This is a genomic window from Amycolatopsis sp. NPDC104775, from assembly GCF_055583325.1.
This window is the reverse complement of sequence record NZ_JBVJOE010000003.1, coordinates 693,984-710,462: the sequence shown is the minus strand read 5'-3', so window position 1 is coordinate 710,462 and position 16,479 is coordinate 693,984. Positions and strand designations below refer to the sequence as shown.

Genomic DNA, 16,479 nt, shown 5'->3' with positions numbered 1-16,479 from the left:
TCGCGTCTTTTTTTTTTTTTTTTTTTTCTTCTTTTCTCCTCCTTTCCCTTCCCCCCCCCCCCCCCCCCCCCCCCCCCCCCCCCCCCCCCCCCCCCCCCCGCCGCGGTTTTGGCAGGATGGCGGGGTGCGAGTACGACGAGTGGTCACGACCAGGGCGGGCGGGGCTTCCCGGCCGCCGTACGAGAGTTTCAACCTCGGCGACCACGTCGGCGACGACGCGGGCGACGTCTACGCCAACCGCAAGCGGCTGGCGTCCGAACTCGGGCTCGCCGAGGACCGGCTGGCCTGGATGGAGCAGGTGCACGGCCGCACCGCGACCATCGTCGACGGCACCGAGACCTCCGCCGCCGAGGCCACCGACGCGCTGGTGACCGACCGCCCGGGCCTCGCGCTCGTGGTGCTGGTCGCCGACTGCGTTCCGGTGCTCATGGCGGATCCGGAAGCGGGCGTCGTGGCCGCGGTGCACGCGGGCCGGGTCGGGGCGCGCGTCGGCGTGGTGCCCGCCGCGCTGGAAGCGATGCGGGAACTCGGCGCCGAACCGGGCCGGGTCGAGGCGCTGCTGGGCCCGGCAATCTGCGGCGACTGCTACGAGGTCCCGGCCGCGATGGCCGCGGACGTCGAGAAGCACGTGCCCGGCAGCGCCTGCAAAACCCGCAAGGGCACCGCTGGCCTGGACCTGCGCGCCGGGCTCTGGCGGCAGCTGGCCGACCTGGGCGTCGGGCGGGTCGGCGCGGATCCGCGGTGCACGGCGGAGGACAAGACGCTGTTCAGCTACCGCCGCGACGGCACCACCGGCCGGATCGCCGGCATCACCTGGCTGGAAGAGGAGACGGCGTGACCGAGGACCCGGCAGAGAAGCGGCGGGCGGAGCTGGCGGACTCGCTGGCCGCGGTCGAGGAACGCATCGCGAACGCCTGCGCGGCCGCCGGCCGTTCCCGCGACGAGGTGCGGCTGCTGGGCGTCACCAAGACTTTCCCGGCGGCCGACGCCGCCCTGCTGACCGACCTCGGTCTGCGGAACCTCGCCGAGAACCGCGACCAGGAAGCCGGACCGAAGGCGGCCGAGGTCGCGCAGCTGCGCCCGGACGCCGCGCCGCGCTGGCACATGGTCGGGCGGCTGCAGCGCAACAAGGCGCGTTCGGTCGTGCGCTGGGCGGCCGAGGTCCAGTCGGTCGATTCGGCGCGGCTCGCCGACGCGCTCGCCCGTGCGGTCGCCGCCGCGCAAGAGGCCGGGGAACGGAGCGGGCCGCTCGACGTCCTGGTCCAGGTGAGCCTCGACGGCGACGTCGCGCGCGGCGGGATCCCGCTGGCCGACGTCGACGCCCTCGCCGACCGCATCGCCCACACGGGGGAGCTGCGGTTGCGAGGCGTGATGGCCGTGGCCCCGTTGGGGGAGGACCCGGGCGCCGCATTTGCCCGCCTGGCCCACGCGTCGGAAAGAGTTCGCGCCCGGTATCCGGAAGCGGCTGACGTGTCCGCCGGAATGAGCCATGATCTGGACCAGGCGATCCGGCACGGCTCGACGTGTGTGCGTGTCGGAACCGCGTTGCTCGGCGGGCGCGGTTTAGCCTCGCCGTAGGGAGTCCGCCCGGTGGTCACGTTTCGTGTCCGGCCGGGCGGGGCACAAGGGGTGCGGGAGCGGCAAGGGCTAGGGAGAGGCATGAGCGCGCTGCAGAAGCTGAAGGCCTACTTCGGGATGGTGCCCGCGGACGAAGACGGCTACGACGACGGGTACGACGAATACGACGACGGCTACGACCAGCCGCCGGCGCGGTCCCGGGCCCGCTACCGCGACGTGGAAGACAGCTACGACGAACCGGCCGCGCGCGTGCGGTCGCGGTCGCTGGCGGCCGAACCGGCGACGCACGGCGCGCTCGCCGTGGACCGCCAGCCGGAGCCGGTCGCCCGGCTGCGCCCGGTGGCCGAACCGGTCGCCGCGCCGGCCAGGGACCCGCTCAGCCGGATCACCACCCTGCACCCGACGAGCTACATCGAGGCGCGGGCGATCGGCGAGCACTACCGCGAGGGCATCCCGGTGATCATCAACCTCACCGAGATGGAGAACGCGGACGCCAAGCGGATCGTGGACTTCGCGGCGGGACTGGCGTTCGCCGTGCGGGGGTCGATGGACAAGGTCACCAACAAGGTGTTCCTTCTCTCACCGCCGGACGTCGACGTGACCGCCGAGGACCGCAGGCGGATCGCCGAGGGCGGATTGTTCCTGCGCGGATGATCGGGGACGGACCGCTGGGCGCAGCCAGACGTGATTTTGTCGACTATGCGGCCTTCGGAGCGGCTGGTCGCGCCCAATCCGGCTGTCCCCCGCTAGAGTGGTCGCCGTGAATGCTGTGTGGCTCGCGATCTGGTACGTGCTGTTTGCCTTCTGGCTGCTGCTCACGGCCCGGATCGTGGTCGAGCTCGTGCGGACCTTCGCACGGGAATGGCGTCCCGCCGGAGGGGTTGCGGTGACGCTCGAGACCATCTACACAGTGACCGACCCGCCGGTGCGGTTGTTCCGCAGGATCATTCCGATGGTCCGGATCGGCGGCGTAGGACTGGACTTGTCGATTATGGTGCTGCTGTTGGTTGTGTTCTTCGCGATGCAACTGACACCCAGGTGATCGGGGAAAACCCGGGTGTGTCCTGCAGGCCATGGAGTGCGTGAGGTGATCTGATGTCGTTGACCCCCGCTGACGTGCATAACGTCGCGTTCAGCAAGCCGCCCATCGGCAAGAGGGGCTACAACGAGGACGAGGTGGACGCGTTCCTCGACCTGGTGGAGACCGAGCTTGCCCGGTTGATCGAGGACAACAACGAGCTGCGCCAGCAGGTCGAGCAGCTCGACGCCGAGCTCGAGTCGACCCGCTCGGAGCTCGAGAACGCGAAGGTCGCCGGCCCGCCGCCGGGCCGCGACCCCGAGCCGTCGCGGCGGCTCGCCCCGGTTCCGCCCGCTCCGTCGGCGATGGAGCAGACCCAGGCGCACTCGATGGTCCCCGACAGCGCCGAGCCGAACGTGCAGGCCGCCAAGGTCCTCGGGCTGGCGCAGGAAATGGCCGACCGGCTCACCGCCGAGGCGAAGACCGAGTCCGACGGGATGCTGGCGGAGGCGCGGACCAAGTCCGAGCAGCTGCTCTCCGACGCCCGGGCGAAGTCCGACTCGATGGTGAACGAGGCGCGCACCCGCGCCGAGACGATGCTGAACGACGCGCGCACGCGCGCCGAGACGCTGGAGCGCCAGGCGCGCGACAAGGCGACCACCATGGAACGCGAGTCGCAGCGCAAGTACACCGAGACGATGAACAACCTGAACGCTGAGAAGGGCGCTCTGGGCAAGAAGATCGAAGAACTCCGCACGATCGAGCGCGAATACCGCACCCGGCTGCGCGGATTCCTCGAGTCCCAGCTGCGCGAGCTCGACGACCGCGGCTCCGCGGCCCCGGCGTCGGCCTCCTCCGGGTCGAGCCAGTCCTCGACCGGCAGCAGCGGCCAGGGCTACTCGTTCGGCCCGCGCGCCGAGGCCGGCTGACCCACCGCCGTACGCGACCCCGCCGGACGACCTTCCGACCCGGCGGGGTTTCGGCGTGCCCGGACCCGGTCCCGCCACGGTGGGGAGCGGGCGGGGTACGCGGCGTGGGCGGGTCGCCTCGGGAAACCGGGCGGCCCGTGTTGTAATTCAGCGTGCTCTACATCGTCCTCGTTCTGGTGCTGGCGGCTCTCGGGCTGCTCGTCACGGCGCTCATCACGGGCAGCTCGCTGTGGGCCTGGGTTTCCATCGGCTTGTCCGTGCTCGCCGGGCTCCTGCTGCTCGTCGACTGGCTGCGGCGGCGCAAGCGCTCGGACGCCGAGGGGGACGAGGATCCGGCGGAGGCCGAGGATTCCGCGGACTCAGAGGACTCGCCGGAGCAGAAGGACTCGGCGGCACCGGCCGAAGCGGACGCCGAGCAGACCGCGCTGCTTCCCGCTGCGGGTGAGCTGGGCGATCCGGCGGACGTGCCGGAGCCGGAAGCCGGGGAGCCAGCTACCGAAAGCGCGCCGAAATCCGAGGCGAAAGCCGTGCGCGACACGCCGCCCGGGGTGGAGGAGACCGCGCCGGAGGACCTCGAGCTGGTCAAGGACCTCGAGGACGAGGTCGTGGTCGTCGACGAATACCCGCGCTACCACCTGGTGGACTGCGGCTGGCTGTCCGGCCGCGACACGATCCCGATCGGCGTCGGCGAGGCCCGGCAGCTCGGTTTCACGCCGTGCGCGCGGTGCGGTCCGGACGCGGTGCTGGCCGCGGCGCATCGCTGACGCCGAGCACCTCTTCGAGCACTTTCGCGCCGCTTTCGGTGAGGTGCACGGCGCGATGCGCCTTCGCGCGTGATCGAAGCCATCCCGCGTCCAGGAACCGTCGCGTCACCGCCGCGCCCAGCGCTCCGGCCAAGTGGTGGCGCTGTTCCGTCCAATCCAGACAGAACCGCAGCAGCGGACGGCGGCGTTTCGCGGCTGCCTCGACATCCACGCCTAACGCGTCGAACACCTCGTCGGCGGCGGGCCCCAGCACGTACGGATGTTCTTGCAGCTGCGACGAAATCCGGTCCCCGGGCCGCCGCTGAGTCGTCGGGTCACCGTCCACAGTGGCCAGTGCGCCGCGGTCGAGCAGTGCTGCCGTGACAGTCACGCCGAGCCGTCCGGCGATGTGGTCGTAGCACAATCTCGCGGTGCGCAAGGCTTCCGCGCGCGTCCCTTCCCGCAGCGAGCGGACCGGTCGGGCGGGGGAGTGCTGGGCGAGCGCTTCCAGCAGCTCCGGAGCCGCGCCGGCGAGGCGGTAAAACCGGTGCCTGCCGGATTTTTCCGCGGTCACCAAGCCCGCGGCCAGCAGTTTCGACAGATGCGCGCTGACGCCTTGCGCGGTGAGACCCGCTTCACCGGCCAGTACGGACGCGGCGAGCGAACGGCCGTCGGCGAGGGCCATCAGCACGCGGACCCGCGCCGGATCGGCGAACAGCGCGGCGGTGCGCGCGATGTCGGCGTCTCCTTCCATGCCTCCAGCATGCCCCGAGGACACTTCCACCGCGACGGAAGCGTTCCGGGTGTCTGCTGGATTCATGCGCACCGCGATCCTGTTCACCATGTGCGCCGGGATGTTCCTGGTGCAGCTCGACGTCACCGTCGTCAACGTCGCCCTTCCCACCCTCGGCAGCGAACTGCACGCGGACGTCCCGCAGTTGCAGTGGGTCGTGGTCGGGTACTCGGTAGTGCTCGCTGCCTTGCTGCTGACCGGGGGAGCGCTCGGCGACGTCCTCGGGCACCGCGGCGTAGTGCTGACCGGACTGGCCGTTTTCGGGGCCGCGTCGGCGGCGTGCGGGCTGGCGCAGTCCGCGGGCTGGCTCGTCGCGGCCCGTGCGGTGCAGGGCGTCGGGGCGGCGTTGTTGCTGCCGGGGACGATGGCGGTCATCACCGGAACCTTCCCCGGGCGTGCCGAACGCGCTCGCGCGCTGGGGATCTGGGCGGGGATTTCGGCGCTCGCCCTGCCTGCCGGGCCGTTGCTGGGCGGGATTCTCGTGCAGGCGGCCGGGTGGCGGCCGGTGTTCTGGCTGAACGTCCCGATCGTCGCCGCCGCGGCCGTCGCCACTCGCCGGCTGGTGCCGCCGGACGTCCGGAAACCGGGCCGCGTGGACGTTCCCGGGGCGGCGACCGCGGCGTTGGCGCTCGGGTCCGGGGTGTACGCGGTGATCGCGAAGACGCCGTGGGTCGGGGTGCTCTCGTTGGCGGCCGCGGTGGCGTTTGTGGTGGTGGAGCAGCGTTCTTCCCGGCCGATGCTGCCGTTGCCGCTGCTGCGGTCCCGGCAGACGGCGGGCGCGAACCTGGTGTCCGGGGCGATGAACTTCGTCGGCCTCGGCTCGGTGCTGGTGTTCACGCTGTATCTGCAGGACATCCTCGGCGCGGGCCCGATCGCCGCCGGGGCCGCGATGCTGCCGATGTTCGTCCCGCTGGTGCTGCTCGGCCCGGTCACCGGACGGCTCACCGCGAAATTCGGCCCGCGGCCGCAGATCCTGGCCGGGCTCCTGCTCGGCGCGGCGGCGATGCTGAACCTGCTGCGGATCGGCCCCGGCACCGGGTACTGGACGCTGCTGCCCACGCTGCTGGTGCTCAGCGTCGGGATGGGCCTGCTCACCGCCGCCGTGGTGACCGCCGCGGTCGCCGACGCCCCGGCCGAGCGCGCGGGCATCGCGGGCGGAATCAACAACGCGGCCCGGCAGGCGGGCGGTGCGCTCGGCGTGGCGGTTTTCGGTGCGGTGGCGGGAGAACCGGCGGCGCACGCGTCGTTCGTGCACGGCTTGCATCTGCTGGGGTTCGTCTCGGCCGGGCTGTGGTTCGCGGCCGCGGCTCTCGCGGCGGTGACGGTGCGTCGTCGGGCGCGTGGCAGGCAGGGTGAGCCGGTGCGGTGAGGCGGGGAGTTCGGGGGGTGGGGGGAAGGACCTTCGCCGGGTTTGTGCGGGAGTGTGGCGCGTCTGTCGTGAGTGGGTGTGGGGGCGGCTTGGAGAGGTTGCGTGGCTGGGCGTTGAGCGGCGCGAGCGAATCTCTGCCGGGTTTGCGCGGGAGCGTGGCGCGTCTGTCGTGAGTGGGTGTGGGGGCGGCTTAGAGCGGTTGCGTGGTGCGAGCGAGTCGCCGCCGGGCTTGCGCGCGAGGGCATAGCGCGGCATCCGCGTCCTGGAAAGATTGCGCGGCCGCACGGGGTAAAGATGCGGACCTCCGCCGAGCCCGAGAGAAAACGCGCGGGCTCGGCGGAGCGGTCCTCACTCCACGTCGAAACTCGCCAAGAGCGCTTGGAGTTGCTGGATCTGCTCGGTCGCCTCCGGCGGGAAGCCCTCGATCGCGGCCTCCGCCGCGGTGCGGGCTTCGGCGCGGCGGCCCAGTCCGGCCAGCAGCCGGGCTTGCAGCGCCGCGGCGATCGCGGCCTCGGTGGTCGCGCCGAGGGATCCGAACAGTGCGGCGGCCGCGGCGGCGCGGGGCAGCGCCTCGTCCGGCTGTTCGGCGGCGGCCAGGATCCGGCCGCCGTTCACCGCGACCATCGCCCGTTCCCAGACGACCGGCGGCTCGTCGCCTTCGAGGTCCGCGGCGTGCTTCTCCGCTTCGGCCAGCACCGCGAGTGCCTGCTCCGGTCCGTTCGCCCACTGCCGCGAGACCGCTGCCTGCCGCAGGTTGCGCACGGCGTCGACCGGGATTTCGCTCGCCTGGAAGCATTCCGCGGCGCGCAGATAGGACTCGGCGGCCTCGCCGTCGCGATCGAGTTCGTCGAGGACGTCGCCGATGGTCTCGGCCGCCTGTCCGGCCGCGGGCTGGTTGCCCGCGGCGGCGAAATGGGCGAGCACCTGCTCCAGCAGGACCAGCGCCGGATCCCGCTGGCCGAGTGCGCGGTGCGCCCCGGCGAGCAGGTAGCGCGCCCTGGCCAGGTCGTCCTCGTCGCCGTCCCGCTCCAGGACGTCGATCGCCGCCTCGGCCGCGTCGGCGGCGGTCAGCGGGTCCCCGGCGCGCCGGGCCGCGGCCGACAGCCCGAGCTGGGCGAGTGCGGCCCCAGCCAGATCCCCGGCCTCGGCCAGATCGGCGACCTCGCCCCGGTGGTGGCCCACCGCGTCCTCCAGCAGCCCGAGATCGGACGCGAGCAGGCCGAGGGTGTGCCGCACCTGGGCGCGCAGGCCCGGTTCGGTGGCGGACTCGGCGGGCCGCAGGAGCGCGTAGGCCGCTTCGAAGTCGCCAGTCGCGGCGGTCATCCGCCCGGCCATGAGCCGCGCCCACGCCTCCTGGTCGGCCATCCTGGCTTCGGCGAACAGCTCAGCCGCGCGTCCGGCCAGCTCTCGCGCCTCGTCCAGGCGATCGCTGCGCGCGGTGAGTTCGGCGCGCAGCAACAAGATCCGGGCGGTCAGCTCGGCGGGCACCTCGGTGGCGGCGGCTTCGGCGCGGCCGAGGACGTCGAACGCGGGGCCGAGGTCGTCGGTCTCGGAAAGCCCCACGGTCCACCGCAGCAGTGCGCGGACGTGCTGTTCCCCGTCGCCGAGCCCAGCGAGCGCCTCGGCCGCGCCGGCGAGGGCGGCGAGGCCGGATTCGAGCTCGCCCCTCCGGCAGCGGGAGGACCCGGCCTTGCTCGCCGCGACGTGCTGGGCGACCTCGTCGCCCTCTGTCGCGAAGAGTTCGGCCGCGCGAAGCCAATCTCGTTCGGCTGCTTCGGGATCCGTGCCCACGGCTGAGGTCGCGGAGCCGGACAGCCGCCGGGCCAGCAGCGACCCGGCCGGCTCCGGGCACAGTTCGTCGAACTTCGCCCAGACAGCTTCGGCAGCCGCGTCTTCGCCCAGCCGGGTGTGCTTTTCGGCCAGGTCGGCCAGCTCTTCCGGAGTGTCCGGAAAGGATGGTGAGGCAGCAGGCAGCACCGAAGGGGCCGGGCGCGGGCTGGTCCAGGCCAGCGGGAGCCGGTCCACGATCGGCTCGGCGGCAAGAATGGCGCGGACCAGGTCGCTCTGCTCGCTCGTCCCGTTCCGGGCGTCGAAGCGGGCCGCGACGCCCAGCGCCCGCTCGGCAAGTTCCTCGTGCAGTGCTTGCACGGAAATCTCCCCATCGGCCCGCCGCACCGTGGTGTCGCCGTGGCCGGACTCGGCGACCAGGCGCAGATTCAGCGCGGCGGTCGCGCAGAACTCCATCTCGACGTACGGGGTGGGCGCCTCGTCGAGCCAGCCGAGGTGCCGCTCGACGATTTCCAGCCCACGCACGTGGTTGCCGGTGCGCGCGCAGAACTGGAGGTGGTCGGGAAGGAGATCCAGGTGGAGCGGGTTGTGCCGGATCGCGCGGTACACCTGCCGGTGCGCTCGCGCGGCCTCGTCCAGCTGTCCAGTGTGGACATACGGGAGCAGCAGCGCCGAGAGGATCCCGTTCGGCTGCTCGCTGCAGGTGAAGGTGCCGCCGAGCACCGGTTCGGCGACCGCTACGGCTTCTTCGAACCGGCCGTAGCGGTTCAGGTGCGCGACCTTGGCCGACGGTTCGCAGCCGATGCAGTCCGACATCTCGCCGCGCGGAGCCGCGTTCCAGAGCCGGTACTGCTCGACGGCCGTTTCGTGGTCGCCGACGTGCCGCGCCACGATCTGCCGGTGCTGGTGCACCGGGTTCATCGTGTGCCCGGCCGCCCGGTACCGGCGTTCCATGTCGTCGAGCACGGCGTAGGTGCGATCCAGCGGCACCTCGGGGAAGTCCGCCAGCGACGTGATGATGGATTTGAACGACCAGAAGAGGGTGTAGTCCCAGTCCTCGGTGCCCTCGCCCTTGTCGTGTTTGGCGAGGCACCAGGCGAACGGCACGAACGCCTTCGCCGGTTCGGCGCCGTGTTTGTACGCGCGTACGAGCGAGAGCCGGGCGGCGTACTGCAGGTCCGGCATGCCCTCGGCGTCGGCGGTGCGGACCAGGCTCTCCACCGCGGCGATCTGGCTTTTGCCATACGGCAGGTTCCGGGCCGACCACAGCCGGTTCCACAGGTCCTGTCCGGTCGGTGCGCTCATCAGTTCTCCCGGTTCGGGACGGCGTGGTCGAGAAGGCCGAGGAAGGCCCGGTTCAGCAGCGCGGAGTCGGCGGGCCGGATCGGGTGCCTGCCGAGCAGCAGCGCCTGCCCGTAGAGCGATTCGACCGCGAGCGAGGCCAGTTCCGCGTCCTCGAGCCGGGAAATCCGTCGCACCAGCGGATTGCGGTAGTTGAGCACGAGCTGCGGGCGTTCCCGTTCCGGCTTTTCGAAGGCCGACAGCACCCCGGCCCACAGCTCGTCCACGGCCTCCTTGGTCGCGCGCAGCTCGCCGGCGAACGCGGCGGCGCGGTCGACGAGGTAGAGCACCGGGAGCGACGCGGGCTCGAACTCGCGCAGCACTACCTCGCAGCCGAGCCGGTCGACGCTGCGTTGCGCGGCCGCGGCGAACGGCCGGACCGCCAGCGCCGTCTCGGGGTCGAGGTCGGCGAAGGCGGTGGTGAGGTCGCTCGGGTCGAGCCGCTCGACGCGCACGTCCGGTTCGAGCGCGCGGACGCGTTCGACGAGTTCGCTGTCGTAGGTGTACCCGCCGTTGATCACCGGCAGGTTCTGCGCGGCCGCGACACCGGCCAGCTGGTCGAATTCCTCGGCGGTCGCGCAGTAGCGGAGCACGCCGTAGCGCGCGCGGAACTCGGCGAGCGTCATCTGGCCGACGTTCGTCTGCAGCGGCCACCATTCGTCGACCAGCCGCAGCATGTCGTCGTCGTGCAGCGCGAGCGCTTTGACGCCGAGGTGGTGGATCTTGAGGAACTGGTTCAGCCGCTGCGGGCTGGTGTTCGAGAGCCCGACGAGCCAGCCGCGCAGCTGCTCGCCGAGCGCTTCGCGGGTCGCGGCGAGCTGGTCGTCGTCGTACAGCGCCTCGCGGCTCGCGGTGGGCCGCAGCTCGCCGGTGTCCACGACGCAGCGGGCGAAGAACGCCCAGTCCGGCAGCAGCCCGGGCGCGTTCTCCGCGAGCAGCATCCGCTTGAGGTACACGCGATGCCCGGCGTTCTCGGCCGGGTTCGCCGGGAACGGCAGCACGTAGGCGACGCCGGTCAGGCCGGCCTCGGGCACGTCGAGGTCGACGACGTCGAACGGAGTGAACCCGAGCATCTCCTGCGCGTACCCGACGAGGTCCGCCGAGCGGTGCCCGGGCGAGCGCTCGTCGGCCTGCCACGGGACGCCGGCGCCGCTGATCGCCTTGCCGTTGACGGTGATTTCGAACGGCAGCATCGAGCCGTACAGCGCCGCGAGCTCGGCGACCGTCTCCGGCACGAACCATTGCTCGGCGCCGCGGCGCGCGGTGAGGGTGACGGTGGTGCCGACGCTCTCCCGTTCGCCGGGGCCGACGGAGTAGGTGCCGTCCGCGCGGCCGGTCCACGAGACCGCGGGAGCGCCGGACGCCGAGCGGGTGACGACGCGGGTCTCGTCGGCGACCAGGAACGCCGACAGCAGCCCGATCCCGAACTGGCCGAGGAAATCCCGGCGGCCGTAGCCGAGTTCGTCCCGTTTGGAGCTGCGGCCGATCGTCGCGAGCAGTTCGTGCACCTGCTCCTCGGTCAGGCCGACGCCGGTGTCGGTGATGCGCAGGGTTCCGTCGCCGGCGTCGATCGCGATCCCGGCGGGGGCCGACCCGTCGGCCGCCTGGCGCGCGGTCACCGCGTCCACGGCGTTCTGAAGCAGTTCCCGCACGTACACGCGCGGACTGGAATAGAGGTGCTGGCTCAGCAGGTCGACGACCCCGCGAAGATCCACCTGAAAACTACGGCTCACCCGTGCTCGACTCCTGTGCTGTGGTTGGGCGGGCCGCAACCGTATCGGCGCGGCCGGTGCCGGACACCGGGTTTTCCGCCCGGCGTCCGCAATCGTTACGCAGCCGCCCCGCCAGGGCCGGGGAGGGCGAAAGCGAGTTGCGGCGACGAGTTAACCTGGAACCAGCAAGGCGTCGATCCGGCCATCACCGGGGAGCCTCCGGAAGAACCGGGCGCGAGCCCTCAGTAGAACCGGACGGGTGCGGCCCGTGACAGCCGTGCAACGAGTGGCCCGGGAGCAGCGTGCCGGGCAAGCGGGGTGGTACCGCGTGACGCGCGAGCGTCTCGTCCCCGTGTGGGCGGCCGCCGGTCGCCCGTACGAGCGACGAACGCAAGGAGCGCACCCGGATGTACCCCCAGGCTTCGCCGGGCGGAGAGACCACGGTCCCGTCCCAGCCGTCGTTCCCCGCGCTGGAGGAGAGCGTCCTCGCGTACTGGGAGAGCGACCGGACCTTCCAGGCGACGATCGACGCCCGTCCCGAGGGCACGAACGGCGACAACGAGTACGTCTTCTACGACGGCCCGCCCTTCGCCAACGGCCTCCCGCACTACGGGCACCTGCTCACCGGGTACGTCAAGGACATCGTCCCGCGCTACCAGACGATGAAGGGCAAGCACGTCGAACGGCGGTTCGGCTGGGACACCCACGGCCTGCCCGCCGAACTCGAAGCGATGCGGCAGCTCGGGATCACCGAGACGACCGAGATCGAAGAGATGGGCATCGCGAAGTTCAACGAGGCTTCGCGCGAGTCCGTGCTGCGCTACACCGACGAGTGGCGCGACTACGTGACCCGCCAGGCCCGCTGGGTCGACTTCGACAACGACTACAAAACGCTCGACGTCACCTACATGGAATCGGTGCTCTGGGCGTTCAAACGGTTGTGGGACAAGGGACTCGTCTACGAGGGCTACCGCGTCCTGCCCTACTGCTGGCGCGACGCGACCCCGCTGTCCAACCACGAGCTGGGCATGGACGCCGACGTCTACCGCAACCGCCAGGACCCGGCCGTCACGGTCGGATTCCGCCTGGAGGGCAACGACAACGACCTCGACGGCACGTACCTGCTGATCTGGACCACCACGCCGTGGACGCTGCCGTCCAACCTGGCGACCGCGGTGCACCCCGAGGTGCAGTACGTCGTCGTGGAAAGCGAAGGCAAGCGGTTCCTGCTCGCCGAGGCGCGCGTGGCCGCGTACGCCCGCGAACTCGGCGAAGAGCCGACCGTCGTCGCGCGCTACACCGGCGCGGAACTGCTCGGAACCCGTTACGCACCACCGTTCCCGTACTTCGTCGGCACGGAGAACGCGCACCGCGTGCTGTCCGCGGACTACGTCACCACCGACGACGGCACCGGCGTCGTGCACATCGCGCCCGCCTACGGCGCCGAGGACAAGGTGGTCACCGACGCGGCCGGGATCACCCCGGTGACGCCGGTCGACGCGCACGGCAAGTTCGACGAGACCGTGCCGGACTACGCCGGGCAGCAGGTGTTCGACGCGAACCCGAACATCGTGCGGGACCTCAAGAACGGCACCGGCGGCGCGGAGCGCCAGGGCGCGGTGCTGCTGCGGCACGAGACCTACGACCACTCCTACCCGCACTGCTGGCGCTGCCGGAACCCGCTGATCTACCGCGCGGTGTCGTCGTGGTTCGTCGCGGTGACGCAGTTCAAGGACCGGATGGTCGAGCTGAACCAGCAGATCACCTGGTACCCGGAGAACGTCAAGGACGGCCAGTTCGGCAAGTGGCTGGAGAACGCCATCGACTGGTCGATCTCCCGCAACCGCTACTTCGGCACGCCGATCCCGGTGTGGCGCTCGGACGACCCGGCCTACCCGCGCGTCGACGTCTACGGCTCGCTGGACGAGCTGGAGGCCGATTTCGGCGTGCGGCTGGACAACCTGCACCGGCCCTACATCGACGAGCTGACCCGGCCGAACCCGGACGACCCGACCGGCAAGTCGACGATGCGCCGGGTGCCGGACGTGCTCGACGTGTGGTTCGACTCCGGCTCGATGCCCTACGCCCAGGTGCACTACCCGTTCGAGAACCGCGAATGGTTCGAGCACCACTACCCGAGCGACTTCATCGTCGAGTACATCGGCCAGACCCGCGGCTGGTTCTACCTGCTGCACGTGCTCGCGACCGCGCTGTTCGACCGGCCGGCGTTCCGCACCTGCGTGTCGCACGGCATCGTGCTCGGCTCCGACGGGCAGAAGATGTCGAAGTCGCTGCGGAACTACCCGGACGTCAACGAGGTCTTCGAGCGCGACGGCTCCGACGCCATGCGGTGGTACCTCATGGCGAGCCCGATCCTGCGCGGCGGCAACCTCGTGGTGACCGACCGGGGGATCCGCGACGCGGTGCGCCAGGCCGTGCTGCCGCTGTGGAACTCGTACTACTTCCTTGCCCTGTACGCGAACGCCGACGGCAAGCAGGGCCAGTGGCGCACGGATTCGCCGCATCTGCTCGACCGGTACGTGCTCGCCAAGACGCACGAACTCGTCACCGACGTCGAATCCGCGATGGACGGCTACGACATCGCGGGCGCGTGCCAGACCGTGCGGGACTTCCTGGAAGTGCTCACGAACTGGTACGTCCGCCGGTCGCGCGACCGGTTCTGGGCGGGCGAGCAGGACGCGATCGACACGCTGCACACCGTGCTGGAGGTGACCTGCCGGGTCGTCGCGCCGCTGCTGCCGCTCACCACCGAAACGGTGTGGCGCGGGCTGACCGGCGGCCGTTCGGTGCACCTGACCGACTGGCCGAACGCGCTCGACCTGCCCGCCGACGCGGCGCTGGTGACCGCGATGGACAAGGTGCGGCAGGTGGCGTCGTCGGCGCTGGCGCTGCGCAAGGCGAACAAGCTGCGGGTGCGGCTGCCGCTGGCGAAGCTCGTGGTCGCGGCCGAAGACGTCGAACCGCTGCGCGGGTTCACCGAGATCCTGCGGGACGAGGTGAACGTGAAGTCGGTGGAGCTGACCACGGACGTCGCAGCGCACGGCACGTTCGAGGTCGCGGTGAACGCGCGGGCCGCCGGGCCGCGGCTGGGCAAGGCCGTGCAGCAGGTGATCAAGGCGGTCAAGGCGGGCGACTGGACGACGAACGCGGCCGGCGCGGTCGTGGCGGCGGGCGTCGAACTGGCCGAGGGCGAGTACGACCGGCGGCTGGTCGCCTCCGGCGGCGGCGCGGCGGCCGAACTGCCCGGCGGGGCCGGTCTGGTCGTGCTGGACACCGAGGTCACCGAGGACCTGGCCGCCGAGGGCCTGGCCCGCGACCTGGTCCGCGTGGTCCAGCAGGCCCGCCGCGAGGCCGGTCTCGACGTCGGCGACCGGATCTCGCTGACCGTGGACGCCACCGGCGAGGTCACGGCCGCGGTGCGCAAGCACGAGGAGTTCGTGGCGTCCGAAACGCTCGCGACGTCGGTGTCCTACGGCGAGGTGGCCGAGGGCTTCGACGGCACGGTCGGCGAAGGCGTGAAGGTGCGCGTGGCGGTCGCGAAGGCGTGAGCCCGCTCTTGTGACGTTCGTGAGGGGAACCCTGAGGGAATCTGATTCCCTCAGGGTTCCCCTCACGGACCGCTAGGCGCGGGCCTCGGCTCCTGCGCCTGGGGGAGCGTCTGCTAGGGATTTCCCATGACTTCAGAGACCGCCGCCGGACCGGCCGCCGAGGGATTGGCCGCCGGATTGCGCCAGCGGCACCTCGCCATGCTCGCGATGGGCGGCGTGATCGGTTCGGGACTGTTCGTCAGCTCCGGCGTCGGGATCAAGCTCGCCGGGCCCGGCATCGTGCTGTCCTTCGTGCTCGCCGGCACGCTCGCGATGCTGGTCATGCGCATGATGGCGGAAATGGCCGCGGCGATCCCGTCCAGCGGGTCCTTCTCCGTGCACGCCGAGCGCGCGTTCGGGCCGTGGGCCGGGTTCGCCATCGGCTGGCTGTACTGGGCCGCGCTCGTCGTCGTGCTCGCCGTGGAGGCCACCGCGGCCGCCATCATCGTCAACGGCTGGCTGCCCGCTGTTCCGCAGTGGGCGCTTGTGCTGATTTTCATGGCGGTGCTGACCGCGTTCAACTTCACCGCGGTGTCCCGCTTCGGCGAACTCGAATTCTGGCTGGCGCTGATCAAGGTCGCGGCGGTCGTGGGGTTCCTGGTCCTCGGCGTGCTCGCGTTCCTCGGCGTGCTCCCGGGAACGTCCTTCGTCGGCACGGACAATCTGCTCGGCCACGGAGGCCTGCTGCCCCACGGATGGCAGGGCGTCGGCACCGGGCTGCTCGCGGTGGTGTTCACCTTCGGCGGCCTGGAAGTGGTGACCATCGCGGCCGCGGAATCCGACGACCCCGCGCACGCCGTCGGCCGGGCGGTGCGCAACGCGGTGGTGCGGATTTCGGTGTTCTACATCGGTTCCATGCTGGTCATCGTCTCGCTCCTGCCGTGGACGAGCGTGCGGCCGGGGCAGAGCCCGTTCGCCGCGGTGCTCGAGCGGATCGGCATCCCGGCGACCGGGCAGATCATGAACGTGGTCGTGCTGTTCGCCTTGCTGTCCACGCTGAACACCAACATGTACGGCGCGGCCCGCATGCTGTACTCGCTGGCGCGCCGCGGCCACGCCCCGCGCGCACTGACCAAAGTGGACGGAAGCGGCGTGCCCGTTTTCGCCGTCGCCGCCTCGGTGCTGTTCGGTTTCGTCGCCGTGGCGCTGAACGCGCTCTGGCCGGACACCGTTTTCCAGTACCTGCTCAACGCGGTCGGTTCGGTGCTGCTGATCGTGTGGATCCTGGTCGCCTGCACGCAATTGCGCGTGCGCAAGCAGCTGGAACACACCGCGCCGGACCGGCTCACCGTGCGCATGTGGGGCTTCCCGTACCTGACCTGGGCGACGCTGGCCGCGATGGTGGCGATCCTGGTGGTGATGGCGGGCGACCCCGAGGCACGGACCCAGCTGATCAGCTCGGGCGTGCTGGTCGTGGTGCTGGTCGCGGCCGGGATCGCGTGGCAGCGCGCCCGTCGTTCAGCCGACCAAACTGTATAACGGCCTATACGGCGCGGCGTTGATCACGAATCTGTCGCATTCCCCGAGGTAACGCCCGGTTCCGCGCAGCGATGGGCAAGCTGAGCCAGGGACGCGGGCGGACCGCGTGGGCGAGGGGGAG

Annotated in this window: 12 protein-coding genes; 9 read left to right on the top strand and 3 right to left on the bottom strand. The window is 71.3% G+C overall.

Annotation, left to right across the window (positions count from 1 at the left end; translation table 11 throughout):
* Positions 1–124 precede the first annotated feature (124 nt).
* The 6 genes from pgeF to ACZ63D_RS17365 all read left to right on the top strand — a co-directional run bounded on the left by pgeF (position 125) and on the right by ACZ63D_RS17365 (position 4,289).
* The gene (pgeF, locus tag ACZ63D_RS17390) at positions 125–838 is read left to right on the top strand and encodes a peptidoglycan editing factor PgeF (RefSeq protein WP_465355310.1); all 714 of its coding nucleotides are present in this window, start codon (positions 125–127) and stop codon (positions 836–838) included.
* Entirely contained in the window at positions 835–1,578 is a 744-nt protein-coding gene (locus ACZ63D_RS17385; RefSeq protein ID WP_465355309.1) for a YggS family pyridoxal phosphate-dependent enzyme, read from the top strand. The genes pgeF and ACZ63D_RS17385 overlap by 4 nt, the downstream gene beginning before the upstream one ends.
* 81 nt (positions 1,579–1,659) lie before the next feature.
* Positions 1,660–2,232, top strand: coding sequence for a cell division protein SepF (locus tag ACZ63D_RS17380; protein ID WP_465355308.1), 573 nt, complete (start codon positions 1,660–1,662; stop codon positions 2,230–2,232).
* A 115-nt stretch (positions 2,233–2,347) separates the two neighbouring features.
* Positions 2,348–2,620 (top strand): YggT family protein, encoded by a 273-nt coding sequence (locus ACZ63D_RS17375; RefSeq protein ID WP_037367937.1) that lies wholly within the window; start codon positions 2,348–2,350, stop codon positions 2,618–2,620.
* 53 nt (positions 2,621–2,673) lie between these two features.
* Complete coding sequence (wag31, locus tag ACZ63D_RS17370) at positions 2,674–3,525, top strand: DivIVA-like cell division protein Wag31 (RefSeq protein ID WP_465355307.1); 852 nt, start codon at positions 2,674–2,676, stop codon at positions 3,523–3,525.
* Between the two features lie 152 nt (positions 3,526–3,677).
* Positions 3,678–4,289 carry a hypothetical protein gene (locus ACZ63D_RS17365; protein WP_465355306.1) on the top strand — a complete coding sequence of 204 codons (612 nt, stop codon included), beginning with the start codon at positions 3,678–3,680 and terminating at the stop codon, positions 4,287–4,289.
* Here the strand turns inward: ACZ63D_RS17365 and ACZ63D_RS17360 are convergent.
* Positions 4,234–5,022 (bottom strand): ArsR/SmtB family transcription factor, encoded by a 789-nt coding sequence (locus tag ACZ63D_RS17360; protein WP_465355305.1) that lies wholly within the window; start codon positions 5,020–5,022, stop codon positions 4,234–4,236. The genes ACZ63D_RS17365 and ACZ63D_RS17360 overlap by 56 nt on opposite strands.
* A gap of 64 nt (positions 5,023–5,086) precedes the next feature.
* Here ACZ63D_RS17360 and ACZ63D_RS17355 point away from each other — a divergent pair, with 64 nt between their 5' ends.
* Positions 5,087–6,430 carry an MFS transporter gene (locus ACZ63D_RS17355; protein WP_465355304.1) on the top strand — a complete coding sequence of 448 codons (1,344 nt, stop codon included), beginning with the start codon at positions 5,087–5,089 and terminating at the stop codon, positions 6,428–6,430.
* Between the two features lie 348 nt (positions 6,431–6,778).
* On the opposite strand, the gene ACZ63D_RS17350 is transcribed toward ACZ63D_RS17355, so the two are convergent.
* Positions 6,779–9,523: a hypothetical protein gene (locus ACZ63D_RS17350; protein WP_465355303.1), complete on the bottom strand. Its 2,745-nt coding sequence runs from the start codon at positions 9,521–9,523 to the stop codon at positions 6,779–6,781.
* Positions 9,523–11,292: an HSP90 family protein gene (locus tag ACZ63D_RS17345; protein WP_465355302.1), complete on the bottom strand. Its 1,770-nt coding sequence runs from the start codon at positions 11,290–11,292 to the stop codon at positions 9,523–9,525. The genes ACZ63D_RS17350 and ACZ63D_RS17345 overlap by 1 nt, the downstream gene beginning before the upstream one ends.
* A gap of 386 nt (positions 11,293–11,678) precedes the next feature.
* On the opposite strand from ACZ63D_RS17345, the gene ileS reads away from it, so the two are divergent.
* Positions 11,679–14,840: an isoleucine--tRNA ligase gene (ileS, locus tag ACZ63D_RS17340; protein WP_465355301.1), complete on the top strand. Its 3,162-nt coding sequence runs from the start codon at positions 11,679–11,681 to the stop codon at positions 14,838–14,840.
* 126 nt (positions 14,841–14,966) lie between these two features.
* Positions 14,967–16,358 (top strand): amino acid permease, encoded by a 1,392-nt coding sequence (locus ACZ63D_RS17335; RefSeq protein WP_465355300.1) that lies wholly within the window; start codon positions 14,967–14,969, stop codon positions 16,356–16,358.
* Positions 16,359–16,479 lie beyond the last annotated feature (121 nt).

Bases quoted from the DNA above. Each gene is read 5' to 3' on its own strand.
- ACZ63D_RS17380 (WP_465355308.1), top strand. From the start codon at position 1,660: ATGAGCGCGCTGCAGAAGCTGAAGGCCTACTTCGGGATGGTGCCCGCG.
- wag31 (WP_465355307.1), top strand. From the start codon at position 2,674: ATGTCGTTGACCCCCGCTGACGTGCATAACGTCGCGTTCAGCAAGCCG.
- ACZ63D_RS17360 (WP_465355305.1), bottom strand. From the start codon at position 5,022: ATGGAAGGAGACGCCGACATCGCGCGCACCGCCGCGCTGTTCGCCGAT.
- ACZ63D_RS17355 (WP_465355304.1), top strand. From the start codon at position 5,087: ATGCGCACCGCGATCCTGTTCACCATGTGCGCCGGGATGTTCCTGGTG.
- ACZ63D_RS17350 (WP_465355303.1), bottom strand. From the start codon at position 9,523: ATGAGCGCACCGACCGGACAGGACCTGTGGAACCGGCTGTGGTCGGCC.
- ileS (WP_465355301.1), top strand. From the start codon at position 11,679: ATGTACCCCCAGGCTTCGCCGGGCGGAGAGACCACGGTCCCGTCCCAG.
- ACZ63D_RS17335 (WP_465355300.1), top strand. From the start codon at position 14,967: ATGACTTCAGAGACCGCCGCCGGACCGGCCGCCGAGGGATTGGCCGCC.